Raw genomic sequence first — 16,808 nt, forward strand, 5'->3', positions numbered from 1 at the left:
GTGCCGGACCGCTTGTCCATCGGTCCGGCACCCCCCTTCGTCGGAACAGGCCCCATGCGATCAGGAGGACCGCGTGCTCATACCACGATGGCGAGGGGCCGCGGTCGCCGCGGTAGCCATATCGGCATCCCTCGCCGCCATCGCCACCGGGCCCGCCGCGGCCCGCCCCTCCGCCACGCCCTCGGTCACCGTGTCCGATGGCCGTACCCAGCCGGTGTTCTCCTACCAGGACGCCGTCCGGGAACACGTCATGGTCCAGACCCCCGTCGACAGCGACGGCGACGGCGCCAAGGACCGTGTGGCCGTGGACATCATCCGGCCCCGGGAGACGGAGCAGGGTCTCAAGGTCCCGGCCATCATGCTGGCCAGCCCGTACAACGACACCGTCGGCCGGGGCTTCGAGGCGGAGAAGAAGGCCTACGACGACGCTGGCGACCCGACCCCGATCAAGTTTCCCCTCTTCTACGACAACTACTTCGTGCCCCGCGGCTACGCCGTCGTCGACGTCGACGTGACCGGCACCGGGAGATCCGACGGCTGCCCGACCATCGGCGGCAAGGCCGATGTCGCCGCCGCCACCTCGGCGATCGACTGGCTGAACGGCCGGGCCACCGCCTACCGGGCCGATGGCAGCGAGGCGAAGGCCACGTGGGCGAGCGGCAAGACCGGAATGATCGGCCACTCCTATGAGGGGACGATGGCGAACGCCGTGGCGGGCACCGGGGTGAAGGGGCTGGAGACGATCGTCCCGATCTCCGGCATCAGCTCCTGGTACGAGTTCGCCCGGACGAACGGCGCCAAGCACTGGAACGGGTTCGGCCCCTGGCTGGCCGGTTCGCTGGACTCCGACCCGCCCGCCACATGCCAGGCGGTGCGCGACGGCCTGGGCGCGGGCGAGGACGACGCCACCGGCAACTACAACGCCCACTGGAAGGAGCGCGACTACCTCGCGCCACCGGCTCCCCAGGTGAACAAGGTGCGGGCGAGCGTCTTCGCCGTCCACGACCTCAGCGACCCCAACGTGCGGATCGACCAGTTCGCCGACTGGTGGGCCCCGCTGGCCGAGCGCGACGTACCGCGCAAGCTGTGGCTCGGACGCTACGGCCACACCGACCCGTTCGACTGGCCCGGGCGGCGCGCCCGCTGGGTCGACACCGTGCACCGCTGGTTCGACCACTGGCTGCACGGCATCCGCAACGGCATCATGACCGAGCCCCGGGTCGACCTGCAGACCGGTCCGGACACCTGGACCACCCAGGCCGACTGGCCCGCCCGCACCTCCGCGGCGTCCCTGCACCCGGTGGCCGACGGCTCGCTGACGCTCCGTCCCGCCGCCGGCACCGGCACCTTCACCGATCTCAAGCTGAGCGAGGCGGACCTCACCGCCGACCCGGCCACCGCCCGGCCCGGCCGGCTCGCGTTCCTCACCGAGCCGCTGCGCCCCGGCGTACGGATCTCGGGCACCCCCACCGTGGATCTGAAGGTCACGCTCGACAAGCCGACGTCGAACCTCACCGCGCTGCTGGTCGACTACGGCGAGGACGAACGCATCGACTGGGCGCGCAACGATCCCCTGAACGGTATCCACGACGGACTGCGCGGGCTCACCGAGGAGTCCTGCCACGGCGAGAGCACCGACGCGGACGACGCGTGCTACAAGAAGACGGCCAATGTGACGGTGCGCGCCCCCTCCGAGGTGATCGCCCGTGGCTGGATGGACGCGCAGAACCGCCACTCGCTGACCACACCAGAACCGCTGACCCCGGGTACGTCCTACCGCGTCACCTGGCAGACGCTGCCAGGCGACTACCAGGTCAAGCCCGGCCACCGGCTCGGCCTCGTCCTCGCGGGCACCGACGCCGACTTCCTCTACTTCGAGGACCCCACCGGGGCGAAGGTGACCGTCGATCTGGCCGCCAGCCGGGTCACCGTGCCGATGGCCGCACTGCGTGGATGAGATGCGCGCCCACCCCCGCTGACGGATCCCCCGCGCCACCCCCGTACCGGGCGGCCAGCTCGCCGTAGCGGATGTCCTCCGCGACGGTCAGCCCCAGGCCGCCCGCCAGGGTGGCGATCTCACCGGGCGTGAAGTGGCTGAGAAAGGGCTCGCCCGCCTCGGCGGCCCAGGCGGCGCGGGCCTCGTGGATGGCGCGCTGCTCCGGTGGCAGCGCGCTCGGCGGCTCCCCGTAGTCGAACACCACTCCGGAGCCGCCGGGCAGGGAAGCGACGAAGCCGAGGGTGTCGAGCACCGCCGCCCGGGTCAGATACGGGACGACACCGAGCCAGCTGACGAACGCCGGGCGGCCCGGGTCGAACCCCGCCGCCGCCAGGCCGTCGGCCAGGCCCTGGCGTTCGAAGTCGACCGGGGCGAAGGTCAGCGAGGGCGGTACGGCGATCCCGGCGGCGGCCAGCCGGTCGCGCTTCCACTCCTGGGTGGCGGGGTGGTCCACCTCGAACACCCGTAATCCTGCGGCCCGTTGGGGTGCGCGGCAGCCGTAGGTGTCCAGCCCGGCTCCCAGCATCACCACCTGTCGTACGCCGCGTCCGACCGCGGCCGCCACCGCGTCCTCGGCGAAGCGCGCCCGGGCGGCCACGCCCAGCCGGATCGCCTCCCGCCCGGGGTCGAACGCCGCCGCGAGGACCGGATGGTCGGCGTCCGGGCCGAGGATGCGCAGGGCCAGCGGATCTCTGAACACTCTGCCGCCCTCCAGCCGCTGGTGTGCCGCGCGGAACGCGGCGGCGGCGCGGGCGGTGATACTGGGCTCGCCGACCTGCATGGAGCGTCCCTCCCCAGGATTCCGCCGCGGCGCGCACGGGACGCGCTCCGCCGCACGGGGACCCATCGTCCCACCGCGGACGCCTCCGGGACGAGTGCGCCCGCCCCGCGATGTCACGTCGATCTCATGTCCGTACCGCAAGGGTTCGAGAGGGCTCATCGGGTACTTCCGGTCTGCCGTTCCGGTGAAGCTCGGCACCGCTCCGCTGGGTGATCTTTTGTCGTGCATATAAATACGACAATCCACCCATTTGCCCCTCGTGAGTGCGGAGTGCAACGTGTTCCCTCCCCGACGTCACCGAACGGCGATATTCGCGGCCATCCTGCTCGCCACCGCCGCCGCAACCGCATGCGGCAGTGGTGACGGCCCCGCCACCACCGGCCACGCCGAGCAGAAGCCCTCCGAGACAGCGGGTGCGGCCCGCGCCGAGCCGCAGAAGAAGTTCACCCTGGTGGCCACCGGTGATCTCCTCGCCCACGCCTCCGTCATCCGCCAGGCCCGCGCGGACTCGGGCGGTGAGGGCTACGACTTCCATCGCATGCTGGTCGGTGCGGCGCCCGTGGTCGCCCGGGCCGATCTGGCGATCTGCCACATGGAGACCGTGTACGGCGCGTCCGGCGGACCGTTCACCGGGTACCCGACGTTCAAGACCCCGCCCCAGATCGCCGACGCGATCAGGAAGCTCGGTTACGACTCCTGCTCCACGGCCTCCAACCACACGCTGGACGCCGGGACGGACGGCGTGACCCGCACCCTCGACGCCCTGGACAAGGCCGGTGTCCAGCACACCGGATCGGGCCGGTCCGCCCGGGAGAGCGCCACCCCGGCCCTCATGGACGCCGGTGGCGCCAAGGTGGCCCAGCTCGCCTACGCGTACGGCACCAATGGCATCCCGGTCCCCGAGGGGAAGCCCTGGCTCGTCAACCTCATCGACGCCGAGCGCATCATCAAGGACGCCCGGGCCGCCCGCCGTGCCGGGGCAGATGTGGTCGTGGTGTCCACGCACTGGGGCACCGAGTGGCAGCAGGCGCCGGACAAGCTCCAGCTGTCCCTGGCCAAGAAGCTCACCGCGTCCCGGAGCCACGGCCGCCGCGACATCGACCTCATCATCGGCACCCACGCCCATGTGCCCCAGGCGTACGAGAAGGTCAACGGCACCTGGGTGGTCTACGGCATGGGTGACCAGGTCGCGGGCATCATGCCGGACGAGCGCGGGCAGATGGGCTCGGCGGCCCGCTTCACGTTCACCCCGCCCACAGCCGAGGGCAAGCCGTGGGAGGTGGCGAAGGCGGAGTTCGTTCCGCACGCCGTGGACAATGATCCGATCTCCGTGGTCAATCTCCCCCGGGCGCTGGAGAAGAGCCCCGGAAACAGCCACTACACCCACGCCCTGTCCACCATCCGGGAAGCGGTCCTCAGCCGGGGCGCGCGGAAGGACGGCCTGACCATGGGGCGCTGACCCTCAGGACCACCTGACGGTCACGTGGCCGCGGGCTCCTGCTCGATGTGGAACGCCAACGCGTCGTTCTCCACGTCGACTTCGACCGGGCTGTGCGGCCGCAGTTCGCCGCCGAGCAGCATCCGGGAGAGCGGGTTGTCGACCTCACGCTGGATCGTACGGCGCAACGGGCGGGCGCCGTACTCCGGCTGATGCCCGTGGCGGGCCAGCCAGTCGACCGCGGCGGGGGTGAAGTCGAGGGGGATGTCCTGGGCGCGCATCCGGCGGCGGGTCTCCTCCAGCAGCACATCGGTGATCTGGCGCAGCTGTTCGTCGGCGAGCCTGCGGAAGATCACGATCTCGTCGATGCGGTTCAAGAACTCGGGCCGGAAGTGTTCCCGCAGCGGGCGCAGCACCCGCTCGCGGCGGGCGGCCTCGTCGGTCTCGGCGTCGCCACCGCCGAAGCCGAGGACGGCGCCGCGCCCGGTGATGGCCTCGGAGCCGAGGTTGCTGGTCATGACGATGACGGTGTTCTTGAAGTCGATGGTGCGGCCCTGGGCGTCGGTCAGCCTGCCGTCGTCGAGCACCTGGAGCAGGATGTTGAACACGTCCGCGTGGGCCTTTTCCACCTCGTCCATGAGCAGCAGCGCGTACGGCTGTCTGCGCACCGCCTCGGTCAGCTGTCCGGCCTCCTCGTGGCCGACGTATCCGGGTGGCGCGCCGACGAGGCGGCTGACGGTGTGCTTCTCCTGGTATTCGCTCATGTCGAGCCGGACCATCCGGTCCTCGCTGCCGAAGAGCGCTTCGGCCAGGGCGCGGGCGAGTTCGGTCTTGCCGACGCCGGTGGGGCCGAGGAAGAGGAAGCTGCCGCTGGGGCGGTGGGGGTCGGACAGTCCGGCCCGGGAGCGCAGTACGGCGTCGGAGACGGCGGCGACGGCCTCCTCCTGGCCGATGACCCGCTTGTGGAGGTGTTCTTCGAGACCGAGCAGCCGCTCGCGCTCCTCCTGGGTGAGGCTGCTGACGGGGATGCCGGTCTGCCGGGAGACGATGTCGGCGATGTCCTCGACGGTGACCTCGGAGACCCGGGAGCCGTGGAACTGGGCGCCGGAGCCCTCGGTGATACGGGCGCCGAGTTCGGCGATGCGGTCGCGCAGCGAGGTGGCGCGCTCGTACTGCTCGGCGGCGACGGCCTGGTCCTTGTCGCGGGTCAGCTGTTCGACCTCGCGCTCCAGGGCGCGCAGATCGGTGCCACGGGCGCTGGAGCGCAGCCGTACCCGGGCCCCGGCCTGGTCCATCAGGTCGATGGCCTTGTCCGGGAGGAAGCGGTCGGTGAGGTAGCGGTCGGCGAGTTCGACGGCCGCGAACAGCGCCTCGTCGGTGTAGCGGACCTGGTGGTGTGCCTCGTGGCGGTCGCGGAGCCCGTGCAGGATGGAGACGGCGGCCGCGGGGGTGGGTTCGGGGACCATGATGGGCTGGAAGCGGCGGGCGAGGGCCGCGTCCTTCTCGATGTACTGGCGGTACTCCTGGAGTGTGCTGGCGCCGATGACATGCAGCTCACCACGGGCGAGGGCGGGCTTGAGCAGGTTTCCGGCGTCCATGGTGCCGCCCTCGGAGCCGCCGCCCGCGCCGACGACGGTGTGCAGTTCGTCGATGAAGACGATGAGTTCGTCGGAGTGGGCGCGGATCTCGTCGATGATGGCGGTGAGGCGCTGTTCGAAGTCGCCTCGGTAGCGGGTCCCGGCCACGACGCCCGCGAAGTCGAGCTGGATGACGCGGCGGCCGAGGAGGATGTCCGGCACGTCGGCGTCGGCGATGCGCTGGGCCAGCCCCTCGACGACGGCGGTCTTGCCGACGCCCGCCTCGCCGATCAGGACGGGGTTGTTCTTGCCGCGCCGGGCCAGGATCTCGATGCTCTGCTCGATCTCCTCGTCGCGCCCGATCACCGGGTCGACGCGGCCCTCCCGGGCCAGGTCGGTCAGATCGCGGCCGTACCGGTCGAGGGTCGGGGTGCCACGGCGGTCCGCCACCGGCCGCTGGTCGGCGCCGGGGACCGGGGCGGGACGGCCCGCCGGGGGCCCGCTGCGGGGTTCGAAGTGGGCGGCGTGGAGGATCTGCCCGGCGGTGGAGTCCCGGTTGGCGGCGAGGGCGATCAGTACGTGTTCGGGGCCGATGTACGAGGAGCCGCGGGCCCGGGCGATCTCGTGGGCGTCGAGCAGCGCCCGCTTGACGGCGGGAGTGACGGCGACCGAGCCGCGTGGCGGGCCGTCCCCCGCCTGCCGGTCGATCTCGGCGGCGAGCCGGTCGGGGTCGGCCCCGGCGCGGGAGACCATGGTGCGGGTCGGTTCGGCGCTGAGCGCCGCCCGCAGCAGGTGTTCGGTGTCGAGGTCGGTGCTGCCGTGTTCAGCGGCGTACGACGCGGCGGAGGAGACGAGGTGGCGTGCGGTCTCGCTCATGAGCCGGCCGAAGTCGACATGGCGGTCGGACCGCTGCCCGCCGGGCCCGGTTCCGAGGAAACGTGCGAGGAAGTCGCCGAGTGGGTCTGGCCCGAAGTCGTCAGGGCCATCGTTCCCGCTGCCCATATCACTACTTTAGCGGTGGTTCGCGCGATGCTCAGCTTTCCGGGTGGCGGCGTTCGAGGACGACCAGGGCCGCGTCGTCGCCCTGGTGGCCTCCGATGTGGGCGAGCAGGTCGCGCCGCAGGTGGTCCACGAACCCCCGGGGGCCGTCTCCGTCCCAGGTCTGGAGCCGTTCGGTGAGCGGGTAGAAGGTGCCGTCGACGTCGCGTGCCTCGATCACACCGTCGGTGTACAGGAGCAGCAGATCGCCCGGTTCGAACGGGTAGTCCTCGACCCGGTAGCGGCCGGCCGCCAGGTGGCCGAGGCCAAGCGGGAGGGCGGGGGCGCGGCCTTCGAGGGCCTTGACGGTGGCGTCGCGCAGCAGGAACGGCGGCGGGTGTCCGCAGTTGACCATCCGTACCACCGGCTGGTCGTCGGGGATCTCCAGGACGGCGGCGGTGACGAACGACTCCCCCGCCCCGGGCGCCCGGTCGGCGGGTTCGGTGCGCTCCGCGGACAGGGCGGCGTCCAGGTGGGAGACGAGTTCGGGCAGCGGCACGGGCCAGTGTGCGATGGCGCGGAAGGCGCCGAGCACCAGGGAGGCGTCCGCGACGGCGGTGAGCCCGCTGCCGCGCACATCGCCGATGATCAGGCGGGTGCCGTACGAGGTGCGCGCCGCCGCGTACAGGTCGCCGCCTATCTCCGCGCCCGGCTCCGCGGCCAGGTACACGGAGGCGATGCGCAACGGTCCGACGCGGTCGGGCAGCGGGCGCAGCAGGACCTTCTGCGCCACGTCGGCCACCGCCCGGACCCGGCTCAGCTCGCGGGCGTGGCGGTCGAGGACGGTGCGGAAGAGCACGATGAGGGCGGAGACGAGGATCAGGGTGAAGAGTTCGGCCATCCGGTTGGGCGCGGTGAGCCGGTCCTGCCCGGCGTTGATGCCGATCTGGGCGCCCACCGCCACCAGGCCGATACTGCCGGTGAGCAGCGGTCCGGCGAAGGACGCGGTCATGGCGGGGGCGGCGATCAGCAGCGGGCTGAGCCGGACGCTCGCGGGGCCGAACACGTCGCCCAGCACGATCAGGACGATGAGTGCCAGGGGGATCGCGACCAGGGCACGTCTGCCCGTCTGCCCTGGCCGGCCGAGTTCCGGGGGACCCTGCCGAATATCCACATCTACTACTTACGCCTCTCCCGGCCTCCCGCGCCACCCCCGTTTCGTCACACGTCCCTCGGTCACCGGATGCCGAGGCGGCGGCGGGCGATGGCCACGGCGGCCAGGCTGAGGGCTGCGAGAGCGGTCAAATACCAGGTGACGGCGAGCTTGTCGCCGGTGACATCGACGAGCCAGACGATCACTACGGGGGTGGTTCCGCCGAAGAGCATCACACCGAGGTTGTAGCTGATCGACATCCCGGTGGCGCGGCTGGAGCGGGGAAACAGGTCGGACAGCAGCGCGGGCAGCGCCCCGAAGTATCCGGCTTTCAGCAGGCCGATCAGGAACATCACGGTGAGCATCACGCCGAATCCGGGGTGTGCCACCAGGAAGGCGAACACGGGACGGATCAGCAGCAGGATCAGCACGGCGGAGGTGGCCATGACGCGGATCCGGCCGGTCTTGTCGGAGAGGTGGCCGACCAGGGGAGTCACGACGGTGAGGACGGCGCCGGTGACCATGGTGGCGGCGAACCCGGTGGAGGCGGGCAGGTCGAGTTCCTTGACGGCGAAGACCGGCATGTAGGTGATCAGGTAGGTGATCGCGGTGGACACGGCGAGGGCGGCGACGGCCAGCAGGACCCGCCCCTTGTGGTGGCGCAGCACCTCCGTCACCGGGCCGTGTCCGGTCCCGGTGTCCTCGGCGTCCTCGGCGAGAACGGGGGCTTCGTCCACGTAGCGCCGGATGAAGTAGCCGACGGGCCCGATGAGCAGGCCGAAGAAGAACGGCACCCGCCAGCCCCAGGACTCCAGCTGCCCTGTGGTGAGGGTGCTGGAGAGCACGGTGCCGAAGGTGGCGGCGAGCAGGGTGCTGACGCCCTGGCTGGCGAACTGCCAGCTGGACATGAAGCCGCGCATCCGGGGCGCGTGCTCGACCAGGAACGCGGTGGCGCTGCCGAATTCGCCACCCGCCGAGAAGCCCTGGATGAGCCTGGCGAGCAGGATGCCGAGCGGTGCGGTCAGGCCGATGGTCGCGTACGTGGGCATGACCGCGATGAGCAGGGTGCCGAGCATCATCAGCTTGATCGACAGCATCAGCGCGGCCTTGCGGCCGACCCGGTCCGCGTACCGGCCGAGGACGACGGCGCCGAGCGGGCGTACCAGGTACGAGATGCCGAAGGTGCCGAAGGCCAGCAGCAGCGAGACGGTGTCGTCCGTGGACGGGAAGAACAGCTTGGCGATGGTGGCGGCGAAGAATCCGTAGATCGCGACGTCGAACCATTCGAGGGCGTTGCCGACCGACGCGGCGATGATGACGCGATGCGGCTTGACCGGGGTGTCGGGACCGGCGGGGCCAGCGGGAGGTGTCGCCTCGGAGGCTGCGGTGGTGCCGGGGTTCGTCGCGTCCAAGGCGGGCTCCAGGGGTGTGCGCGGTGTCGGGTCCGGGTGGTGTCGGGTCCGGGTGGTGTCGGGTCCGGGTGGTGTCAGGCTCGGTCCGTGTCCCCGAGGTCCCAGAACAGGCCTGCCATGATCTGGAGCGCTTCGCGGGCGAGTGGCGCGAGCAGATGCTCGTCGGGCGCGTGCTGGGCGCAGGCGGGATAGGAGTGCGGCACCCATACGGTGCACAGGCCCAGCTCGTCGGCGAACGCGTCGTTCGGGATGGTGCCGCCGAGGTTGGGCAGGATCGCGGGCGGGGCCCCGGTGGTGCGCTCCACCGAGCCCGCGGCCCAGCGCACCCAGGGGTGGTCGGGGTCGGTGCGGGTGGCGGCCATGGTGCGGCCCACCTCGACGTCGACCATGGGGTAGCCGTGCTGGTCGAGGTGGTCCCGCAGGACCTTGCCGAGGTCCGCCACGTCGGTGCCGACCACGAACCGCAGCTGGCAGTGGGCGACGGCGGCCCCGGGGATGGCGCCCACGGGGGCGTCCGGGTTTCCGGCGCCGAGCGAGAGCACCTCGAAGGTGTTCCAGCCGACGAGCCGCTCGGCCGGGGTCAGCCCGGGCTCGCCCCAGCCCTCGTCGATGGCCGGGTCCTCGGCGCCACCGCCGACCGGGATGTCGGCCAGCGCCCGCCGCACGGCGTCCGGGATGGCGGGCGGCAGCAGCGCGGGGACCAGGATGCGGCCGCGGCCGTCCACGATGGTGGCCAGCGCGCCCGCGAGGACGGTGGCGGGGTTGCGCAGCAGCCCGCCCCAGTTGCCGGAGTGGTGGGCGCCCTCGCGCAGGTTCACCCGCAGGGTGATGCCCGCGCCGCCGCGTGAGCCGAGGAACAGCGTCGGGCGCTCCGCATGGACCCGGGGGCCGTCGGAGGCGATCAGCAGATCGGCGGCGAGGTCGTCGCGCAGATCGGCGCAGAGGGCGCGCAGCCCCGGGGAGCCGACTTCCTCGCCGGTTTCGATGAGCACCTTGAGGTTGAAGCCCAGGTGGCCGCCGCGGGCGCGCAGGACGTGTTCCAGGGCCGCCAGGTTGACGGTGTGCTGGCCCTTGTTGTCGGCTGCGCCGCGGCCGTACCAGCGCTCGCCCTCCACCACCAGGCGCCACGGGTGGAGGCCGGTGCGCCACCGGTCCGGCTCGGCGGGGACGACGTCGGCGTGTCCGTAGGTGAGGACGGTCGGCAGGCCCTCGCCCTCGTGGCGTTCGGCCACCAGGAAGGGGCCGTGGCCGGGGGCCGGGTTGTCGACGATGCGGGCGGTGGCGCCCAGTCGTTCGACGGCCGGGACGATTTCCTCTTCGAGATACGTCCGCAAAGGGCGGAGTGACGCCGGATCGCCGCTTTCGGTGGGGAGGGCGACCCGTCGTGACACATCCGCGAGAAACGTACCGGAGTCGAAGTAGTCGCAGGCGTGCTGAATTGCCGCTGAACGCGTCACCGAGGGCCTTCCTGTCGCGGGGTTCACTTGGCGGGGTTCACCTGACGGGGAAATGAATTCCGGCAGGACACCGGTATGCCGACAGAAGGCTAGTGAGGTCGCTTTGGAGGCACAATTGTCGGTCCGAGAAGGCAGCGTTGCCCGCGCGGCAATGCGGCCCCTGACCTCGCCGGTGCGCGGCCGGGCGGGTAGGGTCACCCGGCATGCACCTGTCCGGGACCTCGCTGCGCTGTTTCCTGGAGGTCGCGCACACCGGTTCCATCAGCCAGGCGTCGGCGCGGCTGCATGTGGCGGCCTCTGCCATCAGCCGCCGGATCGCCCGGCTGGAGCACGACATCGGGGTCCCGCTGTTCGAGCGGCAGCCGCGCGGCATGGTGCTCAGCGAAGCCGGTGAACTGCTCGCCGCGTACGCCCGGCGCAGTCGTCTGGAGTCCGAGCAGATCGTCGCCGACCTGCGCGGACTCGGCGGTCCTTACCGCAGCACCATCCGACTGGCCGGGTCCGAGGGCTTCGGCCGGGACGTCCTGCCGGAGGCGGTCGTCACGTTCCGCGAAAGCCATCCCGGGGTGCGGTTCCGGCTCCGGGTCACCTCGCCGTCGGGCGCCACCCAGGAGGTCCGGGACGGGACCGCCGATCTCGCCCTCACGTATTCGCTGGGCCCCGAGGAGGGCATCAGGGTGGAATACGCGCAAACGCATCCGATCCACGCCCTGATGCCCGCCGGTCATCCGCTTGCGAAACGGGACGAGATCGCGCTCGCCGATCTGCTGCCCTACCCGCTGGCGCTCATGGAACAGGGCACGACGGTCCGGCAGCTCTTCGATATCTGCGTCGCCGCGGAAGGCCTGGAATTCGAGCCCACCTTCATCAGCAATTACTCCGGGGCGCTGGACGGATTCGTCCGCAAAAACGGCGGTGTGACGCTCGCCGGATATCTGACCTACCGGGGCAGGCTGGAGGCCGACGGGCTGGCCGCGGTGCCCCTGTCCAACCCCGAGCTGTCACGGCGCAGCGTGCAGATCCAGTCCATGGCCCGCCGCACCCTGCCCGCCGCCGTCTCCGCCTTCCTCGACCATCTGATCGGGCGACTGGAGACGGCGTGACCGACAAGCGCGCCTAGAACGGGTAGTGGGCGTGCTGGGTGGCCAGGGTGATCCAGCGGGTGTCGGAGAACGCCTCGATGCCCCAGCGGCCGCCGAAGCGCCCGTACCCGGACTGCTTGATGCCGCCGAACGGAACCTGCGGCTCGTCCGCCACCGACTGGTCGTTGATGTGCACGATGCCGGTACGGATACGGCGCGCCACCCGCAGCCCGTGCGTGCCGTTCTCGGTGATGATGCCGCAGGTCAGCCCGTGGTCGGTGGCGTTGGCCAAGGCGATGGCCTCATCGTCGTCCGCGAAGGTGGCGACCACGCACACCGGGCCGAACGCCTCGGCGTGGTAGAGGTCCATGTCCTCGGTGACCCCGCTCAGCACGGTGGCCGGGTGGACGGAGCCCTCGGGGGCTGTGCCGCCCGTGAGCACGGCCGCGCCCTTGGCCACCGCGTCCTGGACGAGCGCCGCCACCCGCTGCGCCGCCTCGGGGCGGACCAGCGGGCCGACCACGGTGGTCGGATCGGCGGGGTCGCCGCAGGGCAGCGCGGCGACCTTGGCGGTGAACTTCGCGGTGAACTCCTCGGCGAGGCTCTCGTGGACGAGGATGCGGTCGCCGGACATGCAGATCTGGCCGGAGTTCATGAACACGCCGAAGGCGGCGGCGTCCACCGCGTAGTCGACGTCGGCGTCGTCCAGCACGATGATGGCGTTCTTGCCGCCCAACTCCAGGATGGCGGGCTTGAGATGGCGGGCTGCGTGGGCGCCGATGACGCGGCCGACGCCGGTGGATCCGGTGAAGTTCACCATCCGTACCCGCTCGTCGGCGATCAGGGCCTCGGCCACCTCGGCGGCGTCCTCGGGGGCGTTGGTGACCACGTTGAGCACCCCGTCGGGCAGCCCGGCGTCGCGCAGGACGTCGGCGACGAAGAGCCCGCAGGCGAGCGGCGCGTCCTCGCTCGGCTTCATGACCACGGTGTTGCCCGCCGCGAGCGGGGCCGCCACCGAGCGGACACCGAGGATGACCGGCGCGTTCCACGGGGCGAAGGCGGCGACGACACCCATCGGTTCCCGCACGGCGAGGCCCAGCGCCCCGGCCTCCTGGGCGCTGAGCACATCGCCGCGCGGCGCGGTGATGGCGGCGGCGGCCTCGCGCAGGATGTTGGCGGCCAGCGCCACGTTGAAGTGGGCCCAGGGCGCGGTGCCGCCCGCCTCGTGGCGCATGAACTCCGCGGCCTGCGCGGCGCGGGACTCCAGCAGGTCCGCCGCGGTGAGGAAGATCTTCCGGCGCGCGAACGGGGCCATCGCGGCCCAGTCCGGGAAGGCCGCGTCGGCCGCGGCCACCGCGCGCGCCACGTCCTCGGGTCCGCCGGCCGCCACGGTGGCGTACACCTCGCCGGTGTAGGGGTTGAGGTCGTCGGCGGTGCGGCCCGAGGCGGCCGGAGTGTCCTTGCCGCCGATCAGCAGGTCGCGCGTGATGGTCATTCCGGTGTCCTTCGTGGTCGCGTGCCGAACAGCCTGTGCGCGCAGTGAACTTGGGTTCATCGCGGGTGTGCGCGCCAGTCTCCGCCGCCGTTTCGAGCTATGTCAATCTATGTCAATCGAGCGCGGCCGACCGCCGTTTCCGCCGTCCCGGCCACCGCACTCCCCCGGCCGAGGTGACCGCCACCACCCCGAGCAGGGCGAGCGCGGCGGCCGGGTAGAGCACGGCCCAGGGCGCGCGTTCGGCGTAGGGGTGGTTCTCGGCGAGGAGGCGGCCCCACTCGGGGGACGGCGGCTGGGCGCCGAGGCCCAGGAAGCCGAGGGAGGCGAGTGCCAGCGCCACGGCGGGCAGCCGCAGCAGCGCGTGGCGCGCGACCGGTGGCAGCACGGCGGGCAGCAGATGGCGGCGGAGCAGGTGGCGGCGGCCCGCGCCGAGCGCGCGGGTGGCGGCGAGGTGGGTGGCGGCGCGCTCCTGGCCCAGCAGGGCCGCGGTGTGCGCGGCCAGTGGCGCCCAGGCGACGGCGGCGACCGCGAGCGCGGGCGTGTACGGACCGGCCCCGGCCGTGCCCGCGACCAGCAGCCCGGCGAGCACGGGCGGGACCGCGTTGGCGGTCTCGACGAGCCCGCCGGACAGCCGGGGCACCATGCCGAGCAGCAGCCCCACGGCCAGCGCGCAGGTGCTCACCGCGGCGGCGAGGGCCAGGGTGGTGAGCGCGCCGTGGCCCACCCGGGCCAGCAGATCGCGGCCGAGCGCGTCCGTACCGAACGGGTGCTGCCACGACGGGGCGTCGAGGCGGGCCATGGGGTCCAGCGCCATCGGGTCGCGGAGCGCGCCGATGGCGACGACGGCCAGCAGGACGGCCCCGTACAGCAGCGGGAGCGCGCGGGCGGGGCGCCCGAACGGCCGGTGGAGGGAGGGCAGTTCACCGTCGCGCAGCGCCGGGCCGAGCAGCAGCCGGGCCATGAGCCGGGCCACTCCGCCGACTGCGGTGGCGAACAGGATGAGCACGAGGGTTCCGGTCTGGAGGACCGGCAGGTCCTGGGCGAGGGCTGCCTGGAGGGTGAGCCGCCCGAGCCCGGGGATGTCGAAGACCTGCTCGACAGCGACCGCGCCGCCCGTGAAGCCGACCACGAACAGGCCCAGGTTGGGCAGGACTCCGGGGACGGCCCGGCGCAGCGTCTGCCGGGCGATGCGCCCGGCGGGCATGCCGCGCGCGGCGGCTGCCCGCACCCACGGCTCCGCGAAGGCGCCGGGCAGGACGTCGTCCAGGATGCGGCCGAGCGCGGCGCCGACGGGCACACCCATCGCGAGCGCGGGCAGCGGCAGCCAGGGCCATCCGTACCAGCCGACGGCGGGCAGCCAGCCGAGCCGCACCCCGATGACGGCGGCCAGGACGGAGGCGGTCAGGAACTCGGGCAGCGCGGCGAGGAACGCGCCACCACTTCCCACGCCGCGCGGCAGCGGCAGCCGCCGCGAGCCGAGCCACAGGGTGCGCGCGCACACCGCGCCGGCCGTGGCCAGCGCGACCACCAGGGCCCCCGCCATCAGCAGCAGGGAACAGCCGAGTGCCTGGGCGACCATCGGGGCCACATCCGTACCGGAGAGCCAGGACGTCCCCGCGTCGCCGTGGGTCAGGCCGCCGAGCCACCGGCCGAGGAGGTTGAGCGGCCCGGCGTCCAGGCCGATGTCGCGGCGGATGGCGTCCAGCAGCTCGGGGGTGGGGTCACGTTCGGCGCCGCGCGCCTTGAGCACCGTGAGGGCGGGGTCTGTCCGGGACAGCCAGGGCAGCAGGCCGATGCCGCACAGCAGCAGCAGGGCGAGGGCGGCGCGCCACACCGCGCTGAGCGCGGTGGACCGTCCGTCCGGGGTGGTGGCCGCGGTGCGGCGTATGCCGGTCACCGGTGCGTACCGGGGCCGATGAGGGTGCGCTCGTACGGGTCGAGTTCCACTCCCCGTACCGAGGTGCCGACGCCGTGGATGATCCGCTGGTGGACCAGGGGTACGACGGCGTCGGTGCGCATGATGGCGGTCTGGGCGGCGAGCGAGGCGGTGTGCCGCTCGGCGATGTCGGCCTGGGAGTCGGCCTTGGCGACCGCCCGGTCGACGGCCTTGTCGCACAGCCCGGCCAGGTTGTAGCTGCCCTCGCAGGTGAAGTCGCTGGCGAGGTACGAGACGGGGTCGCCGGTGTCGAGCATGGTGTTGCGCGCGGCGACGATGGCGTCGAACTTGCCCGCGAGGGCGTCGGCCTCCAGCCGGGAGTACTCCCGGACCTGCAGCTTCACCGTGAATCCGGCCTTCTTCAGCTGCTGTTGCACCACCTGGGCGGCCTCGGGCAGTTCGGGCCGGTTGTCGTACGTCCCGAGGGTGATCGAGGTGTCCTTGACGCGCGCGGCCGAGGCGCGGCCCGCGGGCGCGGGGTGGTCGCCGGTGGCCCAGGAGAGGGCGGGGCCGAACACGCCCTGCCCGGGGTCGGCGTGGCCCTCGTACACGCCCCGCGCGAACACGCCCGGCTGGGTGGCCTCGCGGACGGCGGCGCGGACCTTCGGGTCGGCGAAGGGGCCGGAGCGGGTGTTGAGGAAGAGGCCGGTGGTGCGGGCGGTGGGGACTTCCCGGACGGCGGGCTTGTCGAGGGTGGCCGCCTGGGAGACCGGAACGGCCTCGGCGATGTCCGCCTCGCCGGTGCGCAGCGCGTTGGTGCGGGCGGTGCCGTCGGCGATGAAGCGGACGTCGAGCCCTGAGGCGTGGGCGAGGCCGCCCCAGTAGTCGTCGAAGCGTTTCAGGGTGGCCCGGGCGGTGCCGGTGGACCGGGCGAGGGTGAAGGGTCCGGTGGCGGTGCCCGCCGGGTCGGGGTTGCCCTTCTTCCCGTACGCCTTCGGGGAGAGGATGGCCAGGCTCGGGCTGGAGAGCGTGAGCGGCAGCGCGGGGTAGTCCGTCGAGGTGGTGAACCGGACCCGCCGCTTCCCCGCCGCCTCGGCCGTGAGCTTGACCCCGGAGAGCGCGGCGGGCACCGGGTCGGCGTGCGCCGCGCGGTTCAGGGCGTTCGCGACGGCCTTGGGGGTGACGTCGGCGCCGTCCTGGAACTGGGCCTCGCGCAGGGTGAACACCCAGTCGCGGGGGCCCTCCTGGGTCCAGGACTCGGCGAGCGCGGGGGACGCGGAGCCGTTGCCGTCCAGGCGGGTCAGGCCCTCGGTGACGCCGAGCCTGCTGAGCAGGGTGGCGTCGGCGCCGTACGGGGAGAAGCGCTCGGCGGGCGGGAAGGCCATCGCGACCCGCAGCCGTCCGCCGCCTCCGACACCGGAGCCGCCCGTCGCGTCGTAGGCCGTGCCGCCCGGGGAGGCGAAGCAGCCGGTGAGCAGCGGGACGAGCAGCAGGGCGGCGGCCATCCGGCGACGGACAGGGGGCATGGGTCAGCTCCAGGTACTGCGCTGGGAGGACAAAGAG

The 16,808-nt window shown here is 72.6% G+C and carries 11 protein-coding genes; 3 read left to right on the forward strand and 8 right to left on the reverse strand.

Features of this window, described 5'->3' with window-relative positions; genetic code table 11:
* Positions 1-73: 73 nt before the first annotated feature.
* A complete protein-coding gene (locus tag ACFV9T_RS19145; RefSeq protein ID WP_385441729.1) occupies positions 74-1,957 on the forward strand; it encodes a Xaa-Pro dipeptidyl-peptidase in 1,884 nt (627 codons plus the stop codon).
* Here ACFV9T_RS19145 and ACFV9T_RS19150 read toward each other — a convergent pair.
* Positions 1,926-2,777, reverse strand: coding sequence for a class I SAM-dependent methyltransferase (locus ACFV9T_RS19150; protein WP_385441732.1), 852 nt, complete (start codon positions 2,775-2,777; stop codon positions 1,926-1,928). The genes ACFV9T_RS19145 and ACFV9T_RS19150 overlap by 32 nt on opposite strands.
* A gap of 277 nt (positions 2,778-3,054) precedes the next feature.
* Here ACFV9T_RS19150 and ACFV9T_RS19155 point away from each other — a divergent pair, with 277 nt between their 5' ends.
* Entirely contained in the window at positions 3,055-4,236 is a 1,182-nt protein-coding gene (locus ACFV9T_RS19155) for a CapA family protein (protein WP_385441734.1), read from the forward strand.
* Positions 4,237-4,256: 20 nt separating this feature from the next.
* Here the strand turns inward: ACFV9T_RS19155 and ACFV9T_RS19160 are convergent, their stop codons facing one another.
* The 4 genes from ACFV9T_RS19160 to ACFV9T_RS19175 all read right to left on the reverse strand — a co-directional run bounded on the left by ACFV9T_RS19160 (position 4,257) and on the right by ACFV9T_RS19175 (position 10,792).
* Complete coding sequence (locus ACFV9T_RS19160) at positions 4,257-6,794, reverse strand: ATP-dependent Clp protease ATP-binding subunit (RefSeq protein ID WP_385441736.1); 2,538 nt, start codon at positions 6,792-6,794, stop codon at positions 4,257-4,259.
* A gap of 31 nt (positions 6,795-6,825) precedes the next feature.
* Positions 6,826-7,944: a PP2C family protein-serine/threonine phosphatase gene (locus ACFV9T_RS19165; RefSeq protein WP_385441737.1), complete on the reverse strand. Its 1,119-nt coding sequence runs from the start codon at positions 7,942-7,944 to the stop codon at positions 6,826-6,828.
* 62 nt (positions 7,945-8,006) lie between these two features.
* On the reverse strand, positions 8,007-9,335 hold the full coding sequence (locus tag ACFV9T_RS19170) for an MFS transporter (RefSeq protein ID WP_385441740.1): 1,329 nt from the start codon (positions 9,333-9,335) through the stop codon (positions 8,007-8,009).
* Between the two features lie 74 nt (positions 9,336-9,409).
* A complete protein-coding gene (locus ACFV9T_RS19175) occupies positions 9,410-10,792 on the reverse strand; it encodes a M20 family metallopeptidase (protein WP_385441742.1) in 1,383 nt (460 codons plus the stop codon).
* Between the two features lie 203 nt (positions 10,793-10,995).
* Here ACFV9T_RS19175 and ACFV9T_RS19180 point away from each other — a divergent pair, with 203 nt between their 5' ends.
* Positions 10,996-11,895 carry a LysR family transcriptional regulator gene (locus ACFV9T_RS19180; RefSeq protein ID WP_385441744.1) on the forward strand — a complete coding sequence of 300 codons (900 nt, stop codon included), beginning with the start codon at positions 10,996-10,998 and terminating at the stop codon, positions 11,893-11,895.
* Between the two features lie 13 nt (positions 11,896-11,908).
* Here the strand turns inward: ACFV9T_RS19180 and ACFV9T_RS19185 are convergent, their stop codons facing one another.
* From ACFV9T_RS19185 to ACFV9T_RS19195, 3 genes are all read right to left on the reverse strand, one after another.
* Positions 11,909-13,369 (reverse strand): aldehyde dehydrogenase family protein, encoded by a 1,461-nt coding sequence (locus ACFV9T_RS19185; RefSeq protein ID WP_385441746.1) that lies wholly within the window; start codon positions 13,367-13,369, stop codon positions 11,909-11,911.
* 112 nt (positions 13,370-13,481) lie between these two features.
* Positions 13,482-15,266, reverse strand: a complete 1,785-nt coding sequence (locus tag ACFV9T_RS19190) for an ABC transporter permease subunit (RefSeq protein ID WP_385441747.1) — start codon at positions 15,264-15,266, stop codon at positions 13,482-13,484.
* Positions 15,263-16,771, reverse strand: coding sequence for an ABC transporter substrate-binding protein (locus ACFV9T_RS19195; protein WP_385441748.1), 1,509 nt, complete (start codon positions 16,769-16,771; stop codon positions 15,263-15,265). The genes ACFV9T_RS19190 and ACFV9T_RS19195 overlap by 4 nt, the downstream gene beginning before the upstream one ends.
* Between the last annotated feature and the right edge of the window lie 37 nt (positions 16,772-16,808).

Origin of the sequence: Streptomyces sp. NPDC059850 (assembly GCF_042731515.1) — a bacterium.
Classification (GTDB): Bacteria; Actinomycetota; Actinomycetes; order Streptomycetales; family Streptomycetaceae; genus Streptomyces.

Excerpts from the sequence above, each read along its gene's own strand:
- ACFV9T_RS19185 (WP_385441746.1), bottom strand. The coding sequence starts at position 13,369 with ATGACCATCACGCGCGACCTGCTGATCGGCGGCAAGGACACTCCGGCC.
- ACFV9T_RS19180 (WP_385441744.1), top strand. The coding sequence starts at position 10,996 with ATGCACCTGTCCGGGACCTCGCTGCGCTGTTTCCTGGAGGTCGCGCAC.
- ACFV9T_RS19160 (WP_385441736.1), bottom strand. The coding sequence starts at position 6,794 with ATGGGCAGCGGGAACGATGGCCCTGACGACTTCGGGCCAGACCCACTC.
- ACFV9T_RS19150 (WP_385441732.1), bottom strand. The coding sequence starts at position 2,777 with ATGCAGGTCGGCGAGCCCAGTATCACCGCCCGCGCCGCCGCCGCGTTC.
- ACFV9T_RS19195 (WP_385441748.1), bottom strand. The coding sequence starts at position 16,771 with ATGCCCCCTGTCCGTCGCCGGATGGCCGCCGCCCTGCTGCTCGTCCCG.